We start from the raw sequence: 19,821 nt of genomic DNA on the forward strand, positions 1-19,821 counted from the left end.
CGGGTCCATCGCCGCCGCCTCGCGCGGGCTGATCCCGAAGAACGCCGCGTCGAACTCGGCCGCACCGTGCAGGAACCCGCCCCTGCCCACGCGACTTCCGGAGCCCTCGCCGCCCGGGCGCGAGAGGGCGGGGTCCCATCCCCGGTCCACAGGGAACGGCCCGGTGGCGTCGCGCTCCCCGGCCAGCAGCTCCCAGAACCGCTCGGGAGTGTCCGCGCCGCCGGGGAACCGGCAGGCCATGGCGGTGACCGCGATGGGTTCGGCCGTGTGGGCCCCCGGCCGCCGACCCGCCCGGGGACGGTCCTCGGCGCCCGCCTCCTCCCGTCCGCGGTCCAGGAAGAGGGCCAGGCGCTCGGGCGTGGGGTGGTCGTAGACGAGCCCGGCGGGCAGCCGCCGCCCCAGCTCCTGTTCGAGCGCCCGGCGCAGCTCGGTGCCGAGGGCCGAGTCGAAGCCGAGGTCGCGGAAGGCCGTCCCGGGGTCGACCGCGTCCGCGGACGGGTGCCCGAGGACCCGGGCAGCGTGCCCGCGCACCAGGTCGAGGGGGGCGGCACCGGGCCGGTGCTCCGGCGCGGCGGCGCCCTCCCCATGCCCGCCGCCGTCCCCCTCCCCGAACCAGTGGCGGCGGCGCTGGAACGCGTAGGTGGGCAGGTCCACCATCCGCGCGTCCTCCCCGAACAGGGCGCGCCAGTCCACCCGCCGCTCGGCGCCCGCGCAGAACAGCTCGCCGGGGGATGCGGCCCGGGAGACCTCCGGCCCGTCCGTGTCCCCGTCCGTGCCCCCGTCCGCGGCCGGCGTGCGCACGCGGCCGGTGACGACGCCCTCGGCCGCCCTCCCCTCCGCGACGGCCGCCACCCCCCGGAGCAGCGCGGCGCGGTCGCGCCCGCACACCGCCGCGCGGTGCTCCAGCGCCGTCCGCCCGGCGGCGAGCGTCAGCCCGATGTCGGCGTCGGTCTCGTCGACGCCGCCGTCCTCCACCGCCGGCTCATCGGCCAGGCGGGCGTGCAGCCGCGCCGCCTGCGCGCGCAGCCCCTCCTCGCTCGCCCCGGACAGCACCCACCAGGTCGCACCGCCGGGGGCGCCCCCCTCCGCGCGGGGCCGCACGAAGCGCGCGCGGGGCCACACCGCCCGCGGCGGGGGCGGCGGCCCCGCGAGCACCACGTGGCAGTCGGTGCCGCCCATCCCGAACGACGACACGCCCGCCGCCGGCGTGCCGCCGCCCCCGAACGGCTCCCGCTCGGTCTGCACGCGCAGCCGCAGCCGGTCCAACGGGATGTCCGGATTCGGCTCGGTGTGGTTGAGCGTCGGCAGCAGCTCCCCGTCGCGGACCATCAGCGCCGTCTTGATCAGCCCCGCGATCCCTGCGGCCGCCTCCAGGTGCCCGATGGAGGACTTGACCGAGCCGACCCGCAGGGGCACGTCCCGCGCGCGCCCGGCCCCCATCACCGCGCCCAGCGCCGCGGCCTCGACCGGGTCGCCCACGGGCGTTCCGGTGCCGTGCAGCTCCACATGGCGGATGTGGTGGGGGGCCAGCCGGGCCGAGCGGCAGGCCGCGCGCAGCACCGCCTCCTGCCCTCCGCGCCCCGGAACGGTCAGCCCCCGGGTCGCCCCCTCGCCGCCGACCGCCCCGCCGAGGATCACCGCGTGCACGCGGTCCCCGTCGGCGCGCGCCCGCTCCAGCGTCTTGAGGAGCACCAGGCCGCCCCCCTCGCCGCGCACGTACCCGTCGGCGCCCGCGTCGAACGGGCGGCAGCACCCCTGCGGGGACAGCCCGCCCAGCCCCGCTTCGGCGGCGGCGCCGCGCCCCGACAGGTGCAGGTGCACCCCGCCCGCGAACGCCGCCGTGCAGGCGCCCTGCCACAGCGCCTGCACCGCCTCCACCACCGCGGTGAGCGAGGACGACTGGCCGGTGTCCACCACCAGGCTCGGCCCGTGCAGGCCCAGGGTGTAGGAGAGCCGATTGGCGATCATGGTGCGCTGCAGCCCGGCCATGGTGTGCGCGGTGGCCGGGCCGCCGCGCTCGTTGCGCTCCAGGGCGTAGTCGTCGCCGAACGCCCCGGCGAACACCCCCGTGGCCGTGGAGGCGAGCGCGGAGGCGGGGATGCGGGCGTCCTCCAGGGCCTCCCAGCCCAGCTCCAGCATCAGGCGCTGGCGGGGGTCGGTCTCGGCCGCCTCGCGCGGGGAGATGCCGAAGAAGTCGGCGTCGAACCGGTCGGGGCGGTCCACGAAGGCGCCGAACCGGCCCGCCGGACCCGCCTGGGGGTCCCCGGCGAAGGGGCGGTCCGCGGGCACGGCCCCCACGGCGCCGCGCCCCTCGGCGAGCAGCCTCCGGAAGGCGTCCGGCCCCGGCGCGCCGGGGAAGCGGCAGGCCATGCCGACGATCGCGATCGGGCGCTCACCGGCCCGGCGTTCGGCACGCGTTCGCCGGGGTCCGGGGGGAGCGTCGCTCTCGGGGCGGGCAACGGGGAACCGGGCACTCGACCGCATGGAAATCCACTCCAGGATCGCGACGTCCATCGAGGGGGAAAGGAAAAGGAGCCGCCTCCGGCGGGCGCGGGAGTCAGGGGAGGGTTCCGGCTCCTCAGGCCTCGGTGGGCCCCACAGGGTGCCGGCGCCGCCGTCGCCGCGGCGCGGCTCTCTCCCGGGGGGCGGCGGCCGAAGTGCGGAGCTCGTGCCGGGCCATGGCGATCCTCACGGTTGAGCGGCCGGTCGGGGAAGCGTCTTCGGGAAGGATCCGAAAACCGTCAAAATATGCGATCCCCACAGACAGGCATAGGTGCCCCCTTCTCCTGACAATGGGGTGATCATAACTCCCATGCATAAGCACGGCAATATGCAAGTTCATTTCGGACATTGGGCTCCGGAGGAGGGCGCGCACCGCGAACACCAGGGACGAATGTGGCACCAGTGCCGGAAGCGACAAAAAGCCCGGACGCCGATCCCCTCGGCGTCCGGGCGGAGTCCCGGCCCCGGCGGCCCTACATCCGTGCGCGCATCGCGCGGATCTCCTCCAGCCACTTGCGGCCGCCCTGCTCATCGTAGAGCCAGGTGAAGAAGTCGGGCGGGTAGTTCCAGCCTTTGAGCAGCCTGTCGCCCACCCCGGGCACCTCCGCCATCGCACCGAAGATCTCCTGCACCCAGTCGGGCAAGTCCTGGTCCCACATGGTCGACACCCATTCGGACCAGTGCTGCGCGGTGTGCCCGTAGTCCCAGAACGTCTCGAACGTCTGCTCCAGGAACGCCCGGTCGAACGGCTTGTCCCCGTGCGCGGTGATGCTGTCCAGGTAGCTCTTGGCACAGCGGGCCGAATGGTTCCACCCCTGCAGCACGTATGGGTCCATGGAGATGACCACGTCGGATATGCCCAGAACCAGGCCGCCGGAGGGCAGAACGCCCACGGGATTGCGCACCTGCGGGCGGATCACCCCCGCGGTGGTGCTGTTGCCGTCGAGCAGTTCGGCGTCGCGGACCCGCTCGTAGTACGGGGCCGCGTGCATGCGGAGCTTCTCCTTCATCCACGCGAGCTGCTCGTCGGGGCGGGGCCGTACCGGCCACCGGCTGACGCCGTCGCTGGGGCGCTCGCTCATGAACAGCGCGTGGCAGTGCCCCTCCCGGGTGAGGAAGGGCACCAGGAAGAAGCAGCCCAGCGCGGGCGCGGTCCCGGCCCAGCCGATGCTCTCCTTCTCCCCCTGCTCGGGTTCGACGTCGTAGAGCAGCGCCTGGGCCGTGCCGCGCTTGCGGGCCGCGCTGAACCGGGAGGAGTCGTGGTCGAACAGCGCGCCCAGCTCGCCGTGGCCCACCGCGACCACGATCAGGTCGAACATGCGGGAGAAGTAGTCGAGATCGCTGACGGTGACCCCGTGGATGACCACCTTCCCGCCGCAGTCCTCGAAGTACTCCAGCCAGTCGGCGATCTTGACCCGCCGGTCCACCGCGACGGCGTAGCCCTGCTCGAAGTGGCTGGGCATGACCGTCGGCGGCGCCCCCGGCGGGAACAGGCCGATGTTGAACTTGTCGATCTGGGGGGACTGGGCGCTCCAGAAGTCCAGGTGCAGCTCGCGCTCGAGTTCCAGCGCGGTCGGCATGGTCAGCTGCGTGATCGCCGGACGCCCGGTGCGGATCTCGATCGAGGTCTGCCCGGTGATCACGGTGACGTCGTAGCCGTTGTTCAGCAGCCCGTGGGCGAGCTGGAGACCCGAGTGCCCCGCCCCCACGATGAGGATCTTGCGCATTGAGGTGTTTCCTTACTCCACGAGAGGCGGCCTGCCGGAGGGGTCAGCCGACCGGCTCCGCCGCGGCGTTGGACTGCAGCGCGTACCGGAGCAGGGTCTTGAGCACCGCGCCCCCGGAGGTGCGGTCCCGGGCGTCGAAGTCGACGATGGGCACGTCCGGGCTCACCTCCAGCGCCTCGCGCACCTGTTCGGCGTTGAAGTCGAGGCGGCCGTCGAACTTGTTCAGCGCCACGATGTAGGGGATGCGCCGGTTGGTCTCGAAGTAGTCGACGGCGTCGAAGCTGTCGGCGAGCCTGCGGCAGTCCACCACCACGACCGCGCCCACCGCGCCGCGGATCAGGTCGTCCCACATGAACCAGAACCGCGCCTGGCCGGGCGTGCCGAACATGTACATGATGAGTTGCTGGTCGACGGTGATCCGGCCGAAGTCCATCGCGACGGTGGTGGTGACCTTGGTCGGCGTCGCGGACAGGTCGTCGTGGGCGACGCTGGCCTCGGTCATGACCGCCTCGGTGGTCACCGGCGGGATCTCGCTGACGGAGCCGACGAGCGTGGTCTTGCCGGCGCCGAACCCTCCGGCGACCACGATCTTCGTCGACATCTTCGTCCGGGCGTCACTGGAAAAGTCGTTCGAGACCACGGAGAGCCCTCTCGAGAACCTGGTTTTCCGACGGGCTGGAGCCCGTGATGGTGGGGTGGATGTACACGAGGCCCAGCTCGGCGAGATCGCTGAGCAGCACCTGGGCGACCCCCAGCGGGATCTTCAGCTCGGCCGAGACCTCGGCGACCGACCGCGTCTCCCGGCAGAGCAGGTAGATGTCCTGGGACTCGGGCATCAGGTTCTCGGGCGGGTCGTGGCCCGGGTCGCCGGTGGACACGAGCGTCTGCACCATGAGCGGATGCCGCGACCGGGTCCGCCCACCGGTGAAGGTGAAGGAGCGGATCCGTGTGCCGCCCCTGCGCCTGCGGTTGCTCATAACAGTGGCATCCTCTTCATGTTCCGTGCCGTCCGTGCCACCGGGTCACTTCCCGACGACCTCGCGCAGCTCCGTGCGGAGCTGCGGGGTGAGCACGTGCGCCACGCGCTCCACCAGGCGGGTCATCTCGTAGGCGACGACGTTCATCTGCGCGCGCCGATCGCTGAGCACGGCCAGGCAGGACCCGTCGCTGATGGCCATCACGATCAGGTGCCCCTCGCGCATGCGCACGATGAGCGACTGGCACTCGCCCTTGTCGAAGAGCTTGGAGCCGCCCAGGGCCAGGCTCTGCAGACCGCTGGCGATGGCGGCGAGCTGCTCGGCGTGCTCCCCGGGGAAGTCCCGGGAGGCGGTCAGCAGCAGGCCGTCCGAGGAGACGACGATCGCGTGCTCGGCCCCGTGGGTGTCGCGGACGAAGTTGGAGACGAGGAAGGAGAAGTCCTCGGCGCTCACGGTCAACTGCTCGTTCATGGGTGTATCCGCCTCTTGTCAGCAGTGGTCTGGGGTCCGTGCGGCGCGGGGCCGCCGGCGGCGGCCGGGTGCCCGCTCACTCCTTCTCCCGGTACGCCGCCTGCTCGCCCTCCAGGAAGCCGCCGAGCTCATCGCGGATCCGGGCGGCCCGGTCCTCCACCGAGCCCTCCTCGGAGCGGCCGTGGTGCCGCCCGCCGGGGGCGGCGGCCGTGTTGTCCTCGGCCACCAGGTCCTGGGCGATCTGCTGGAGCATCGCGGCCTTGGCCGGGTCGCGGTGGGCGCTGCGCCGGGGCAGGCCCGCCTCGGTGATCGCGGACTTGTGCTCGTCCCCGGGCTGCGGCACCGGGCGCGGCGGGGGGTACTGCTGCGGGCGGGGCGGCAGCGACGGGGTGTTGCGGCTGGCCGTCATGCCCTTGCCGCGCTCGGGGCGGGGCCCCTTGTCGGTGAGCAGGCTCGCCGGGACGACCGCGTAGGCGCTGACGCCGCGGAAGGCGCGCGCCTCCAGCTGGACGGTGAGCCCGTGCCGGTAGGCGATGCGGCTGGCCACGTACAGGCCCATATGGCGCAGGGCGCGCTGGTCGAGCCGGGGCGGGCCGGTGAGCCGGGAGTTGAGGTCGGCGACCTCCTCGCGCGGCAGGCCGACGCCCTCGTCCTCGACGATGTAGAGCAGGCCGCCGTCGGCCATGGGCTGGGCGCTGATCACGACCTGGGCGTGCTCGGGCGAGTGCTGGGTGGCGTTGTCCAGCAGCTCGGCCAGCAGGTGGCTGATGTCGTCGGCGGCGGTGCCCACCACGAAACCGTTGGGCAGGCGGCCCACCTGGACCCGCGGATAGTCCTTGATCTCGGAGATGGCGGCGCGGGCGACGTCCAGGACCGAGACCGGCTCCTCGTCGGGCTCGACGGTGGTCTGGTCGGTCAGCAGCAGCAGGTTCTCGCTGTGCCGCCGCATCCGGGTGGCGAGGTTGTCGATCTCGAACAGCCGGTCCATCAGGCTGGGGTCGTCGGCGGTGTCCTCCAGCTCCTCGACCGTGGCCAGCAGCGCGTCGACCAGGTTGAGGTCGCGCATGGCCATCCCCGCCATGAAGTCGGTCATGCGGACCGTGTCCGGGCGCACCGCGGTGGCCGTCCCGCCCCCGTTGAGCGCGCCCCCGTCGGGTGGGCCGCCGGGGAAGGCGCCGTGGGCGCCGCCGCCGAAGGACGCGCCGGGGCCGCCGACCGGGGCGGAACCCCGCGCCGCGCCCTGCGCCGCGGGGACGCCGCGCCCCTGCGAGGGGCGGAGGCCGCCGCCGGGGGGCGTCTGCGGGCGCGCGTAGCCGCCGGTCCCCGGGGCGGAGCCCGCGGGGGGCGGTCCCCCCTGCGGGGGGTGCGCCTGCGGCGCCGGGTCGGGGGCGGTGTAGGGCGAGGGCGGGGCCGGCCGCTGCGGGTGGTCGAACCGGTGCTCGGCCGTGCCGTCGGCCGCCGGCCGCTCTGCGGCGGGGGCGGGGGGATCGGCCACCGGATCCGGATCCCTGCGGGCCAGGCCCATGCGGGCCATGAGCCGGCGGAACCGCCCGGGCTGCCTGTGGCGTGCGTTGTCGTTCGTCATCATGTGCGCTAACGGGTTGCCATCGCGACCTGGCGGTGACGGCGCGTTTGCCACAACACGTCTCCTCTAACAGGTGGGGCGAGCTTGGGCCGCGGGACCGCTCGCCGCGCTCAACGGGGGCGAGCGCCGCGGCTCCGCGGGTGGTGCGGGTGGAACCGCCGGGGCGGGAACGGGCGTGTCGGCCATTCCGCCCCGCCGGGAAAGCGGCCTCCGATCACAGGGGGTATTCCGCACACCGAAGTCGGGGTTTCGGTCGAACCATCGGCGTTCGACCGATTCGATGGCCCACGATAGCAAGCACGACACGCCCGCATCAGGAAAACGAAGAGAATCCTGAGAACTCGCAAACCCCCAGGCCACAGGGGATCCGGGCGCGAACCGGAACCCCGTCGCCCCACTTCACACGTTTCACCGGGAACGCACCCGTTGCATTCCCCTTCTTTCCGCCTCCTACTAAGCGGATTAGCAATCACCACACCGGTCGGACGATGCGGAACCACCGTAATCCGGACACAGAAACCCGCCCCGACCGGAAATTCCGGCCGGGGCGGAAGGGGCGGCACCGCCGCATCCGTCACATGGGCCCGTCCCCCTGGGCCCGCTTCCGGCGCGAGGAGTGGACGGCCAGCCCGCCGAGGGCGAGCAGGACCAGCCCCGCCGCGGCGAGCCCGCCGACCGCGGGCCCGGTCAGCGCGAGCCCGCCGCCGTCACCGGCACCGTCGTAGCCGTCGTAGCCGCCCCCGTCCGGCCCGGGTCCGGGGCCGGGAACGTCGGAGCTCTCGGTCGGCTCCGGCGTGGGTTCCGGGGTCGGGTCCGGCTCAGGTGTCGGCTCCGGCGTCGGTGTCGGCTCCGGCGTCGGATCGTCCGGGTCGGTCGGGCTCGGACCGGGCGTCGGAGAGACCGTCGGCTCGGGGTTCGGAGTCGGTGACACGCTCGGGCTCGGGCTCGGCGACACCGTGGGAGACGGGGACGGGGAGGGCGACGGTTCGGTGCACTCGGGCAGGTCGCCGTTGAACGGGTAGGCGTGCATCTCCTGGCCGCCGCCTCCGTCCGACTCATGGGAGAGGGTGCCCGTGGTGAAGAAGCGCCCGTTGGTGCCCGGCATGGACAGGTGCGTCGTGCTGGCCGGGTTCCCGACGAGCACACTGCCCTGGAACTGATCGGTCCCCTTCATGTTCACCGTGGTGGCGTCGGGGAAGTTCCAGAGCATCCTCTCCCGGAGCCCGTCGGGGACGAAGCTCTGGTTGATGTTCAGGGTGGGCTCGTCGCCGATCACGTTGATCAGGACGGTGGCGTCGTCGGGGATGCCTGCGAAGGTGATGCTCTGCATGCCGCCGCTGGGGCCGACCATGTCGAAGTCGACGTTGAACACCTGGAGCGACGAGGCCCCGTCCCCGGTGAACACGGTCTGGTGCCCCTGGTTGTCCGCAGTGCCTGTGGCCTCCCGCAACTCACCTTCGGGGTAGGCATAGCAGCTGCTGGCCTCCTCCAGTTGCGGGCGGAGGTCGGTGTACGGCGCCGCGGCGTCGGAGTCCTGCACCTCGGTCGGGCTGACGGTCCCGCCGCCTTGCCGGCCACCCCCGTAGGGCACGGCCCCGTGGACGCTCCCCTCCTCGGCGAGGAGCCGCTGTCCGTCGGCCACGGAGAGGTCCCCGCCGACGGTGAGGAAGTCGGTCCCGTCGTCGGGCGGCACCCGCGACCCGACGCCGACGATGCCGACGTTGTAGACCTGCGAGACGCCCGCACTCTTGTCCTGGTCGAAGCCGCCGAGGACGACGATCTTCCCCTCGGCCTCGGCGGCGCCCTCCCGGACGAGCATGTCGCCGCCGACGAAGATGTTGATCCCGTTGTCACGCCCCGCGATGGCTCCATTGTTCGGGTCGGGATATTCGTCCGGGCAGTCGCCCGGCACGCACGGCCCGAGCCCGCCGGGGAGGGTGGCGGCGACACTGGTGAGCGCGAGCGACCCGGCGAGCACCGCGGCCCCCGCGACCCCGGTCCCCAGAATCCCCACGGCCCGCCACCTCAGTGACCACCGAGTCCGGCCGGTCTCGACGTCGACGTTGGTTCCCATACATGGAGCGTCACATTCATCACAGACCGTGTTCACGCTCCACGGGGCGGTGCGGGGTAAATACTTCCCCATCACTCAGGACCGGGCTCACCCCAGGACGAACCGCGTGGGCTCGGCGAGCAGGGTCTGGGCCCCGGAAACGTCCGACAAGCGCATGGCCAGCGTCCGCTCCGCCAGTTCCTCGGGGAGGGCCGCACTGAACTTGAGCCCTTCCAGAGCACGGGGAGCGGCCTCAGGCAGAGCCAGACGCCCCTCCACCTCCGCGATGGCCTCCTTCCACTCCCCCGGCTCGAGATCCGCCCTCAGGCGGACCCAGGCGTCACCGACCCGCTGTTTGGCGTCGACCACTCCCCCAAGGGTCGCGACCAGCGTCAGGTTCGCCCGCGCACCGGCCCACGTCCACCACTTCAGGTCGCCCTTCCCGTCCCTGACGATGACGGATCCCCCCGGGTGGATGCGATCGATGTGCGCTTCGCGCGCCTTGGCCAAGGCCTCTTCGGCCCTGTGCGTGAGTCTCACGGGAGGGTTCTCTCCCAGCAGGACCGACCTGATCGACCGCGTCAGGTCGAACGAGGCGCCCAGCACGCCCCCGGAATCCCAGCGGGCCTTGCCGCCCTCCCCGTCCACGGGCTCCACGTGGCAGCGCTGGCGACGCCAGTCGACCCACGCCACCCCCCAGGTCCGACCCGCCAGCAGCAGCCGGCGCGGGCCGGGGGAGCCTTCCTCGAAGGCGAGGAGGGCAGGGTCGATGTGCCCGACCTCGGTTCGCCCATGAAGCACGGTGAACTGCGGCGGAGCCGTGAAGACGCTGGTCAGGTCCCGGAAGTACCGGAAGCCGAACCTCTTCTCCGCCTCGGGCCCGATGAGCATCATCCCGCCGTCGGTCTCGACGAAGCCGTTCGCGACCAGGTGTTCGGCGATCGCCTTCGCCTCCCGGAAGGGCTCGAGGCCGCCCCACCACTCCGGCCAGAGCGCCTCGCCGACCTCTCCCTCTTGAAGGCAGAGCGCAAGGATCTGCTGGGCGGCGATGTGCCGCGGCTCAGGCGTGGGTTCGACCGGCTCCACCCAGTGTCTCCCCCAAAGCCGCAGGAGTGCGGCGGCCCGGAGCAGGCCGTGCTCGCCCGTCGCGAGGAACAGGCAGTTCCGCTCCGTCCCCGCTCTCCGCCCGGTGCGCCCGATCCTCTGGAGGAAGGACGCCACCGCGCCCGGGGCATCGATCTGGATGACCCTGTCGAGGTCCCCGACGTCGATCCCCAGCTCCAAGGTGCTGGTGGCGACGATGACGCAATCGCGTGCTTCGGAGAAGGCCTGCTCCGCCCGGCGTCGTTCGTCCACCGAGAGAGAGGCATGGGAGAGGAAGGTGGTGACGCCCCGTCCTCGCAGGGCCGCCCCGAGCTCCTCGACCGTCTTCCGCGAGTCGCAGAACACCAGGCGCTTCTCGCCCCGATGCAGGGCAGCGATCACCTTCGCGGCGTTGGGGATCGTCCCGACGTAGTCGAGGGTGACGTCACCAGGCGGAGGGGGTGTCTGCTCCCCGCCTTCCCCGACGGGCCGCCACAGGTCGACGCCCGGCGCGATGACGCGCCCCGCCTGGGCCCCGCTCTCCGAGCCCTGAAGCCATGTCAGCAGGGCCTCGGGGTTGCCCACGGTCGCCGACAGCCCCACCCGCTGGATCGGCCGCCCCCGGAGCCGGGTCAGCCTCTCCAGAACGGCGAGCAGGTGCCACCCCCGGTCGTCCCCGGCGAAAGCGTGCACCTCGTCCACGACGACCGCTTCGACCTGCTTGAACAGGTCCCGGTGGTCCACCTTGGTGCTGACGAGCATCGCCTCGATCGATTCAGGCGTGGTCAGCAGTACGTGAGGACGGTCGCGCAGAATCCGCTGCCGGGCGGCCGTGGTCACGTCACCGTGCCACAGAGCGGCTGTCCGCCCCAGCCATCCCGCGTAGGCCTGCACCCGCGGCAGCAGGTTGTTGAGCAGCGCCTTGATCGGGCAGACGTAGAGGATCGTCAGGCCTTCGGGGGCACTCGCCGTTCTGGTCAGGAGCGGGAAGAGCGCCGCCTCGGTCTTGCCCCCGGCGGTCGGGGCCAGGAGCAGCCCGTCCTCCCCCGCGGTGAGCGGCGCGAGGGACTCCATCTGCAACGGCCTCAGTCCCTGCCACCCGAGGGTGTTGACCACGTGGTAGGCGAGCGTGGGGTGGAGCAGGTCGAGGCCGTCCGGGCCGCCGGGGTCGTCCGACACGCTCCCGTTCACAGGTCGAGCTCCACCTCGTCGGGGTCGTCGGCCTTCTGCGCCCAGGCGTTGCGCTCGCTCTCCGAGAGTTCCTCCCCGGTGATCTTCAGTCGGTAGTGAACGCGGGGATCGAAGTCCTCGATCTGGTCCACACGGTCCATCACGTCCACGAGCTTGCGCAGGAACATGCGCGGAGCGATTCCCGCACGGCCTCCCAGCTCCCCTGCGACCGAGGCCGCGAAGTCGCCGATGAACGCATCATCGATCCGTTCCCGCACCCGGTCCGGGGCGTCGGCCCCGATCGTGTACAGGTCCCGCACCGTCTCCCCCAGGCCTTGGAGCTTGGCCAGGTCGAAGCCGGTCAGCCGGATCTGGGCGGCCTTGGGATTGTCGTGCCGGGGGTCGGGCAGGAAGTCGGTCGCGAGCCTCTGGGCGAGCGGGGCGAGCCGCTGCACACCTTGCGGCCCGTCGAAGAACGCCGGAGTCCCGGTGATCACCAGGTACAGCCCCGGGAACCGCTGGTTGGCGATCTCGTCCAGGAGCTGCCGCAGCGCGTTGAGGGCCTTCTCCCGGCTGTCGGTCCGGGCGCGCTGGAGCGTCTCCAACTCGTCGAGGACCACCAGCATCCCGGCGTGCCCGCAGTCCCGGAGCAGCAGGAGCAGGCCTCGGAGCGCCGTGAGAGCCCCGAAGTGGTCCAGGTCGCCCTTGATCCCCGCGTAGCGCTTGATGGAGGCGGAGACGTTCGGCTGGCCTCCGAGCCAGGCGATCAGCCCCTCGGCCGTGGCGTCCTCGCCCTCGGCCTGGGCACGGTGGTAGCCGCGCAGCGCGGCGGCGAAGCCGGGGTTCGCGCTCGCGACGGGGGCCAGACGCCGCTCGAGGCGCCTGGCGATCTCCTCGTCGAGGCCCTCCTCGTCGTCCTCAGTGGCGGCGCCTTCGTTCAGCGCCTCCTGTTCGAGGGTGTAGAGCCAGTTGTCGACCAGGTCGCGCAGCGCCCCCGGTCCCTGAGTGTCCGTGGACAGGCTCTCGCACAGCCTGCGGTACACGGTCTCGAGACGGTGCAGGGGTGTCTCGGTCTCCGAGACCTGGATCTCGGCGACGGCGTACTGGCCGTCGGCCTTCTTCTTGGCGCGCTCGGCGAGCCACCGCGCGAAGAAGGTCTTGCCGGCTCCGTACTCGCCCCGCACGGCCTTGAACCCGCCCGAACCGCCGCTCGCCTCGGTGAGCTCCTTGTCCAGGGCGCTCTCGAACCGCTCCAGCCCCACGGCGAACACGTCGAGCCCGGCATGCGGGACCGTCCCGCGGCGCAGGGCGCCGATCACCTCGTCCCTGCGGGCAGGGCTAACGTCGAGCACGGCCGCCTCCGTCCAGGTCCAGGAACTGGCGGCGCAGCAGCTCCAGGTTGAGTTCGGCGCTCCGCTCGCCGTCCGGCAGGGTGAGCACGGGATACATCTCGATGTTGAGCACCTTCGTGACCATCTTCAGGATGCGGAGGGCACGCGGGCGCCCCAGCTTCTCCTTCCCCTTGAGGCCGCGCACGAGGTCGACGGCGGGCAGGCGCGGGCGCGTGTCACCGGTCGCGGCCAGAGCGTCGATGATCTGCGCGATCTCACCGGGCTCGGGCGCTGACTTGACCCGGCGCCGACTGTTCTGGAACCGCGCGCTGGCCACCACCTTGTCCCCGAGAGTCTCCCGCCGGGCTTCTCCGGCTTCCTGGACCTCCTCGGCAGCGAAGAGCGCGGATTCCTGAACCGGCGGGCGCTTGGCCCCTGTCGTCGCTTTCGCGCCGCCGCCGTCCCGTGCCTTCTTACGTTCCGGCCTCTCGTCGACCGCGCTGTCGACGGCCGCGTCCGCGGCGGCGCGCTGAGTCCACCAGACGGGTTCGACCCCCGCCGGGGAGAGGCGCGTCCACCCTTCGGGCACGCCGTCGGCCACGAGGACGAAGACCAGGACCGGGATGACCATTTCGGCGGCGGATACGCCGCCGTGGTATCCCTCCCGGCGGTTCGTGTAGCGGATGCGCTCGTCGTAGGGAACGACGAGCCGCCCGTCGCCCTCCAGAACACGGTCGCCGGTGGCCTCGAGTTCACCGTCTTCCGGTTCCCCGGTGCGGAAGCGCGCGGCCTCGCCCTCGCGCGTCTTGACCGACTCGCCTCCGTCCCACACGTGCCCGTGGTCGGAGGTGATGACGACCGGTCGGCCCGCGCGCGCCGCGGCGTCCAGCAGCGCACCGAGCTTGCCCAGGTCCCCGACCCTCCACTCGGAGGTGTGCGCCTCCCTGCCTTTGTCGAGGGCGTTGTCTACGGTGTTGATGACGACGCCGACCGCGATCTCGGTCCCGTCGACCTCGGTCTCGTCGATGGCCTTTTGGACCTCCGCGGGCAGGAGCATCCCTGGCCTGGCTTCCAAGTCCCGCTGATGGAAGAGCACCGCTTTGCGCTCTCCGAACTCGTGGGAGGCCCACAGCTCCTTGAACCCGCTCTCCTCCACCGCCTGGCCTCCGCTGACCAGCCGGCCGCTGAGCAGGGAGGTCCGCGAGCAGGTGGTGACCGACGGGATCGTGGACAGTGCCCCGGTGCGCTCGGCCTTCTCGGCATCCCCCTGGGCGATCTCGGCGAACCGGCCGCCGATCGAGATCTCCGCACCGATCTGCACCGCGACATCCCAGCTCATGCCGTCCAGCACGATGATGAGCGGCGCACGCCGCGTGCTCCGTGCGAGGGGGGCGGCGATGGCGGCCTGCAGGTTCTCCGACCGGGTGAGCGCGTCCGTCGGCGAGGCCCCGTTGTTCCACGCGACGATCCTGCCCGCGAACCCGCGGTCGAAGTCCGCGCGCCAGTCGCGCACGCGCTCGCGGAGGTTCGCCAGGGCGGAGTCGAACGCGTGGACCCCTGCGTGCGCAAGGCGGATGACATTGGCCGCCTGGTCCACCCACCCCGTCTGGTGGACATGGGCCGCGACCCACTGCTCGGTGCTGCCGGGGACGAGGGGCCCAGAGGCCAGCCGCCGCATGAGCCGGACGGCCGCGGCGGCGGCCCTGCCGCGGTGATCGGCGGGGTCGTGGCGCCGGTGGTCGCGGACATGGAGGTAGGCGTCTTCGACGCCCTTGAGGGAGGTACCCCGTGCGAGGGCGGCGTCGATCGCCGTTCCCAAGGCCGCCAGCCGGGCGTTCAGCCCACTCTCCAGGACCCTGCTGGCCTTCGCCGCCTCTTCGGCGCCGAGCGACTCGAGGATCCCTTCGGTACGACGGATCAGGTCGGTCGCGGCGTCGTCCTCGTGGGCGCCCAGCAGGCGCAGGAGCGCCCCGGTGCATGCCTGCCCGTATGCGCGAAGGTCCCGCGTATTGGGCTTCGAGGCCCGGAAGAACCGCTCCTCGGCGCGGACCCAGGCGTCCTCCGCGCCTTTCGCACGACCGCCCTTGCCGCCTTTGCCGCCACTGGCGTCCTCGCCCGCGAGTTCGGCCAGGGCGAGCCCGATGGGCAGCGATTCGAGGGCCTGTCCGCTGTCAAGGAGCCGGAACACGCACCGTGCGACGGCCCCGATCTCCTCCTCCAGGTGGCGGCGGAGCTCCACCCGCTCATCCTCGCCCAGCAGCGTGAACGCCTGGACCGCTTCTGGGTGGCGCGTCCATTCGAGCAGTCCGGCCGCGTCCAGGCGCTCGTCCGGACGGCGGCCGAACCGCACCGCGGCGACGGTGCCGAGTGCCTCGTCGAGACGGATGACGCCGCTGCCGAACCTCAGGCCGTGGGTCCGGCGGACGTCGTTGAGGGAGTCGGCGAGCCAGATCCACCGGCTGGAGTACAGCCGCGGGTCGACGCGCTTGGCGCCCACCTCGTCGGCGACGAGGTCCCAGTTGTTGATCCGGGCGATGTCCTCGCCGAGGAACCGCCCGAGGAGGGCGTCGCCGAACTCCGCACGCTCGCGGGGGGTGAGGACCACGACGTAGTCGGCGTCGCCCTCTTTCTGCGGGCGCTCGAGTTCCCTGAGCACGGCGAGGACGCTGTCGGCCGGGGCGACGCGGGCGCGCACGGGGTCTTCTCCGTCGGTGGCGATCTCGATGGTGTCGGGGCCGTCCCATACGGGCGCCGCGGCGACCGCCAGGACCCGGGCGGCCGACGGCGGGCGCCCTCCCGCGGCGCGGTTCTGCTCGACGACCAGGGCGCGCCGCAGGGCCGCCTTCACCGCGTCCTCGGTGACCTGCCGCACCGCGGCTCCGGGTGCGGGGCTCACTCGGCCACCCGCACGGTGATCTCGATGGCCGCCTCGTCATCGATGCCCAGCTGTTCCCGAAGGCGCTGGACGAGGGCGGCGGCGTCCTGCCCAGGGTCGAGGCGTGCGGAGGCCACAGCGGTGTCACCTGGGTCCCCCGGCGGGCCGCTCTCGGGGGCGGTGCCTTCGATGCCCCCGCCCCGAGCCACCCGCGTCCCCGCCGTGGATCCGTCGCCGTCGAAGAGGTCGCGGCCACCCGGGTCGGTGGTGGTCCCTGTCCGATTGACGGGCTTCGTCTCTCCGCCCTTGCTGAGCAGCCTCTTCATCGCCTCGTTGACGACATGGTCGAGGACCGTCGCCAAGCGGGCCTGCTGCGTGTCGTTGGCATAGGCGGTGCTGCGCAGCCGCGTGAGCTGCTCGGCGGAGAACTCCCCCAGCGCATCGGGGTCACCGGCGCGCTCGACGAGCGCCTCCAGCGGCTCCCACCGGGTGTTCTGCATCTTCTGCGCGAGGTTGTAGGCACCGTCCAGCGACGCCTTGTAGACGCCCAGGTCGCCGGGGAGGTCGGCCCGGCCCAGCGCACTGACCAGCGCGGTGTCGTCGGTCTGGTCGCGGAGGTCCTCGATGAGGTCCTTCAGCACCCGGGCCGTGCGCAGTCGGGGCGAGTCGTCGTCCAGGTGAAGCAGGTCGGCCCGCTGCTCCAGTTCGGCGACGAGCATGCCGACGTTGCCCAGCTTGGGCGCCATCTGCCCCTTGAGCTGCTCGGCCATCCGCTGGACCGCGGCGGCGTTGCGCAGGGGCGCTCTGGCCAGCCCGAAGAGCTGGGCCGCGCGCTCGTTCGCGCGGTCGAACTCCTCCTCTGATGGGAGCGCCTGCCGGTGCAGGACGATGTCGCCGTGGAGCCGCCCGAAAGCGACGTCGGTGAAGCGGGCGCCTCCGCGCAGCCAGGCGCGGTCGGTCTCGATCGCGTACACCTGCACGATGAGGTCGACGAGGTCCTCGGTGAGGCCGTGCCCCTTCTCCGTTTCCCGGATCCACGCCTTCAGGTCCCGCACGCGGATGTCGGTGGTGTCGGTCTGTGCCGACCCCGCGAGCTTGTCGAGGCGCTGGGTCCAGGTGCCGCGCAGCACGAAGACCTCGCTGACCTGCGCGATGTCGAGGGGGTTGGCCACGCGGCGCAGAACGGGGAGGTCGGTCTTCTCCGGGGTGTAGTTCTGCAGCTTGACGCCCTTGGCCTGCTCGACGGCCTTAAGCGTCGCCGACAGGTCCTGGCGCCGAAGGGGGGTCTTGCCCGAGAACGCGGAGAAGTCGGGGTGCTCGGGATAGATGTTGTCGAGCAGGCCGCACATGATCCGCTCCATGGCGGAGGGGAAACTGCTTCCGGCCTCGAGGGTGACCTGCGCGTTGGGGAGCAGCGGGGCGAGGTGGCCCCGGTGCGCGCGGGCGTTGTAGTCGGTGTCGTTGGGCTCGGTGAGGCCGTAGGCGCCCCGGAGCAGGCCCTTGAGCTGCTGGGCGAGCTGCGCGCGCTGGTTGTCCAGCTGCATCCGGGCGTCCCGGCGGTCCTCGCTGCTCCAGTCCGGGGCCTTCTCCTCGATGGCGTTGGGCTCGAGGAGGCGCTCCATCATGATCATCCGGCGCGCGTCCTGGATCCGCTGCTCGGAGAGGAAGTGCGGCACCCAGGCGAGGGTCGCGGGCGGGTCGGGGAACTCGTCCTGGAGGTCCTCGATCCGCTTGTAGTCGTCGGCGGGGTTGTGGCCGTGGTCGTCGAAGGGGTAGTCGATCACCAGGCGCACGGCCTGGTCCCCCTCGGGCTGGAACTGCTCACGGCCCATCTGCGGGTCGCGGATGTTGCCGAAGACCAGCTCGACGGTGCGCTGGGTGCCGCGCCAGGTGATGGAGGCGCGGTTGGCGCCCTCCTGCAGGCCCAGCTCCTCCCACAGCATCTTCTGGAAGGCGCGGCGCAGGTCGTGGTCGTTCGCGGCGGAGAGCACCGAGCGCATGAGCGACTCGGTGTCCACGCGCAGCAGGTTGAGGGCGATGGTGGGGTTGGTGGTCTGCTCGCCGACCCTGACCTCGCCGAACTGGCCGCTCATCGTCTTGAAGAACTCGGCGACCTTGTGCACGTCCTGGTTGGTCCGCCGCGCCTTGATGATGCCGTGGTTCAGGGCGATCAGGCGGCTAGCGGTCAGCTCCTTGAGCGCGGGCACGTTCGGCACGAGGGTGGCCAGCAGCAGGGTCTTGACCAGGAGGTCCTCCCGCCGGAAGGGGGCGACCACATCGAGGCCGGCCACCTCCTCCTCGGTGGTGCCGTGACGCTCGAGCAGCCACGGGAGGACCTTGGTGCGGTAGAAGTTCCGGATCTTGTCGTACTCGGCGCTGAGCTGGTCCTTGAAGGGGCGGACCTCGCCCTCGACCAGGACGTCGAAGACGGCGCCCATCGGCACCAGCTGCCCGACCTGGAGCGTGGTTCGGTTGCGGACCAGCAGTTCCAGCATGAGCTTCAGGGCGCTGCGCTGGCGCTGCAAGGCGGCCGACAGGTCGACCATGACGTGCAGGACGGCAGGGCTGAAGGGGTAGAGGCCCTGGAAGTCCTCCCAGGTGTCAGCCTCGCCGCCGCTCACGTCCAGGAGGGTGTCCTTGACCTCGGGGCGGGCGTTACGCATCCGCTCGAACGCGGTGGCGATCTCGGCGGCCGCCGCCTCGTCCTTGGGCGCGAGGAGCCGCTTGCGGACCACCTCGGTGAGGTTGGAGTCGGCCAGGTTGACGTGGTCGAAGCGGCCGTCCCAGTACTTGATGGTCGAGGAGACGCCCTCGGTGCCGCCGCCCAGCCCGACGAGGTCGCGCACGTCCGCCTGGCGCGGCACGAAGCTGACGATGGGGGCCGGGCGCTCGCTGGCGGAGGACTCGATCAGCTTGGCGACCTTCTGGACCTCCTCGGCCACCCGGCCCTCGTCGCCGATGAACCGGGTGAAGCGCAGGATCAGCTCGTCCAGGAGCATGATGACGGCGTCCTTGCCGAGGTGCTCCTTGGCGTGGCGGCTGACCACCGACAGGCCCTCGTCGAGGCTGATGAAGGCGTCGCCGGCGCCGTGCACCACACCGGTGAAACGCTGGAAGGGGCCGGCGAGCAGGGCGCTGATCAGGTCCTCGCGCAGGTTGCGCTCGGACCGGTCGGCGGTGTCGGCGGCCACGGCGAAGGCGCGGTCGAGCTTGTCGGAGGTCCAGGCCTGCTCGGTGGCGTAATTGCCCCAGGAGTCAGCGTCGGCGGAGGCCGACTCCGTGGCGGGCAGCTGCGCGATGAAGGCCTCGTCGCCGAGCTGGCGGCGGTGCTCCGCGGCGTCGGCGAGCATGCCGTCGGCCCGGTAGACGGCGGGGATCGGCGCGTCGGGGTACTCCTTGCGGACCTGGCGCACGTAGCCGCCGAGGATCGCCGCCTCCAGCGAGTCCTCGTCCACCAGGTGGCTCTTGACCTCGATGAAGGATGCCTGGGGCAGCCAGTCGTCGTGCCCGGAGAGGATGTCGCCCAGGCGCTCCTTGCCGCGGACGGCCGGGTCGTGGTCGAGGATGCCGGAGAGCACGGCCATGAAGTGGCTCTTACCGGAGCCGAAGGAGCCGTTGAGGTAGGTGGCCCGGGACTGGTTCTGGGCCAGCGCGCCCTTGATAGTGGCGAGCACGTCTTCGAAGCAGGTGGCCAGCTGCGGGGTGACGACGTACTCGGCGATGGCCTGCGCACGGCGTGACTCTGCGCTCTCCCCGAGCTTGAACACGAGGTCACCGTCGTGGACGGCCTCGGGGATCTCGATCAGGTCGCCGAGCACACGCTGTGCACCGGCGCCGCCGGAACCGTCTGCGGGGGGAGGTGTCGCCATCGCCGTGGGGCCCTTCTACCGCTGATGAAGCATGCGCTGTTGGGGGAAGCGCAGCAGGCTGGTTTTGTCACTGTGTGTCTGCCCCACCATATTCCTGCGTAGAGCACCGCCGCACGAAGGATCCGAGCGCGCGGGCGCCCCGATCTCATCGTGTGTTAGGGGCCGCTTGTTCGACAGG

11 protein-coding genes are annotated in these 19,821 nt (G+C 71.9%); all 11 read right to left on the minus strand.

Translation table 11 applies throughout. The features are described 5' to 3' along the window. The coding region (locus tag O4U47_RS19045; protein WP_270679252.1) for a beta-ketoacyl synthase N-terminal-like domain-containing protein at window positions 1–2,514 on the minus strand (2,514 nt) is incomplete at its 3' end. 461 nt (window positions 2,515–2,975) lie between these two features. Further along, window positions 2,976–4,229 carry a styrene monooxygenase/indole monooxygenase family protein gene (locus O4U47_RS19050; RefSeq protein WP_270679253.1) on the minus strand — a complete coding sequence of 418 codons (1,254 nt, stop codon included), beginning with the start codon at window positions 4,227–4,229 and terminating at the stop codon, window positions 2,976–2,978. Between the two features lie 43 nt (window positions 4,230–4,272). Then, complete coding sequence (locus O4U47_RS19055; protein ID WP_270679254.1) at window positions 4,273–4,830, minus strand: GTP-binding protein; 558 nt, start codon at window positions 4,828–4,830, stop codon at window positions 4,273–4,275. 13 nt (window positions 4,831–4,843) lie between these two features. After that, window positions 4,844–5,206, minus strand: a complete 363-nt coding sequence (locus O4U47_RS19060) for a DUF742 domain-containing protein (RefSeq protein WP_270679255.1) — start codon at window positions 5,204–5,206, stop codon at window positions 4,844–4,846. A gap of 45 nt (window positions 5,207–5,251) precedes the next feature. Continuing rightward, window positions 5,252–5,677: a roadblock/LC7 domain-containing protein gene (locus O4U47_RS19065; protein WP_017624247.1), complete on the minus strand. Its 426-nt coding sequence runs from the start codon at window positions 5,675–5,677 to the stop codon at window positions 5,252–5,254. A gap of 76 nt (window positions 5,678–5,753) precedes the next feature. Further along, window positions 5,754–7,172 (minus strand): sensor histidine kinase, encoded by a 1,419-nt coding sequence (locus tag O4U47_RS19070; protein ID WP_270679256.1) that lies wholly within the window; start codon window positions 7,170–7,172, stop codon window positions 5,754–5,756. A 664-nt stretch (window positions 7,173–7,836) separates the two neighbouring features. After that, window positions 7,837–9,276: a choice-of-anchor A family protein gene (locus tag O4U47_RS19075; RefSeq protein ID WP_270679257.1), complete on the minus strand. Its 1,440-nt coding sequence runs from the start codon at window positions 9,274–9,276 to the stop codon at window positions 7,837–7,839. A 147-nt stretch (window positions 9,277–9,423) separates the two neighbouring features. After that, window positions 9,424–11,589 (minus strand): DEAD/DEAH box helicase, encoded by a 2,166-nt coding sequence (locus O4U47_RS19080; RefSeq protein WP_270679258.1) that lies wholly within the window; start codon window positions 11,587–11,589, stop codon window positions 9,424–9,426. Then, window positions 11,586–12,920, minus strand: a complete 1,335-nt coding sequence (gene brxD, locus O4U47_RS19085; RefSeq protein ID WP_270679259.1) for a BREX system ATP-binding protein BrxD — start codon at window positions 12,918–12,920, stop codon at window positions 11,586–11,588. The genes O4U47_RS19080 and brxD overlap by 4 nt, the downstream gene beginning before the upstream one ends. After that, on the minus strand, window positions 12,907–15,795 hold the full coding sequence (gene pglZ, locus O4U47_RS19090; protein WP_270679260.1) for a BREX-2 system phosphatase PglZ: 2,889 nt from the start codon (window positions 15,793–15,795) through the stop codon (window positions 12,907–12,909). The genes brxD and pglZ overlap by 14 nt, the downstream gene beginning before the upstream one ends. After that, window positions 15,792–19,643: a phage resistance protein gene (locus O4U47_RS19095; RefSeq protein ID WP_270679261.1), complete on the minus strand. Its 3,852-nt coding sequence runs from the start codon at window positions 19,641–19,643 to the stop codon at window positions 15,792–15,794. The genes pglZ and O4U47_RS19095 overlap by 4 nt, the downstream gene beginning before the upstream one ends. Between the last annotated feature and the right edge of the window lie 178 nt (window positions 19,644–19,821).

It is taken from the genome of Nocardiopsis suaedae (assembly GCF_027706745.1).
In the GTDB taxonomy this organism is placed as follows: Bacteria; Actinomycetota; Actinomycetes; order Streptosporangiales; family Streptosporangiaceae; genus Nocardiopsis_A; species Nocardiopsis_A suaedae.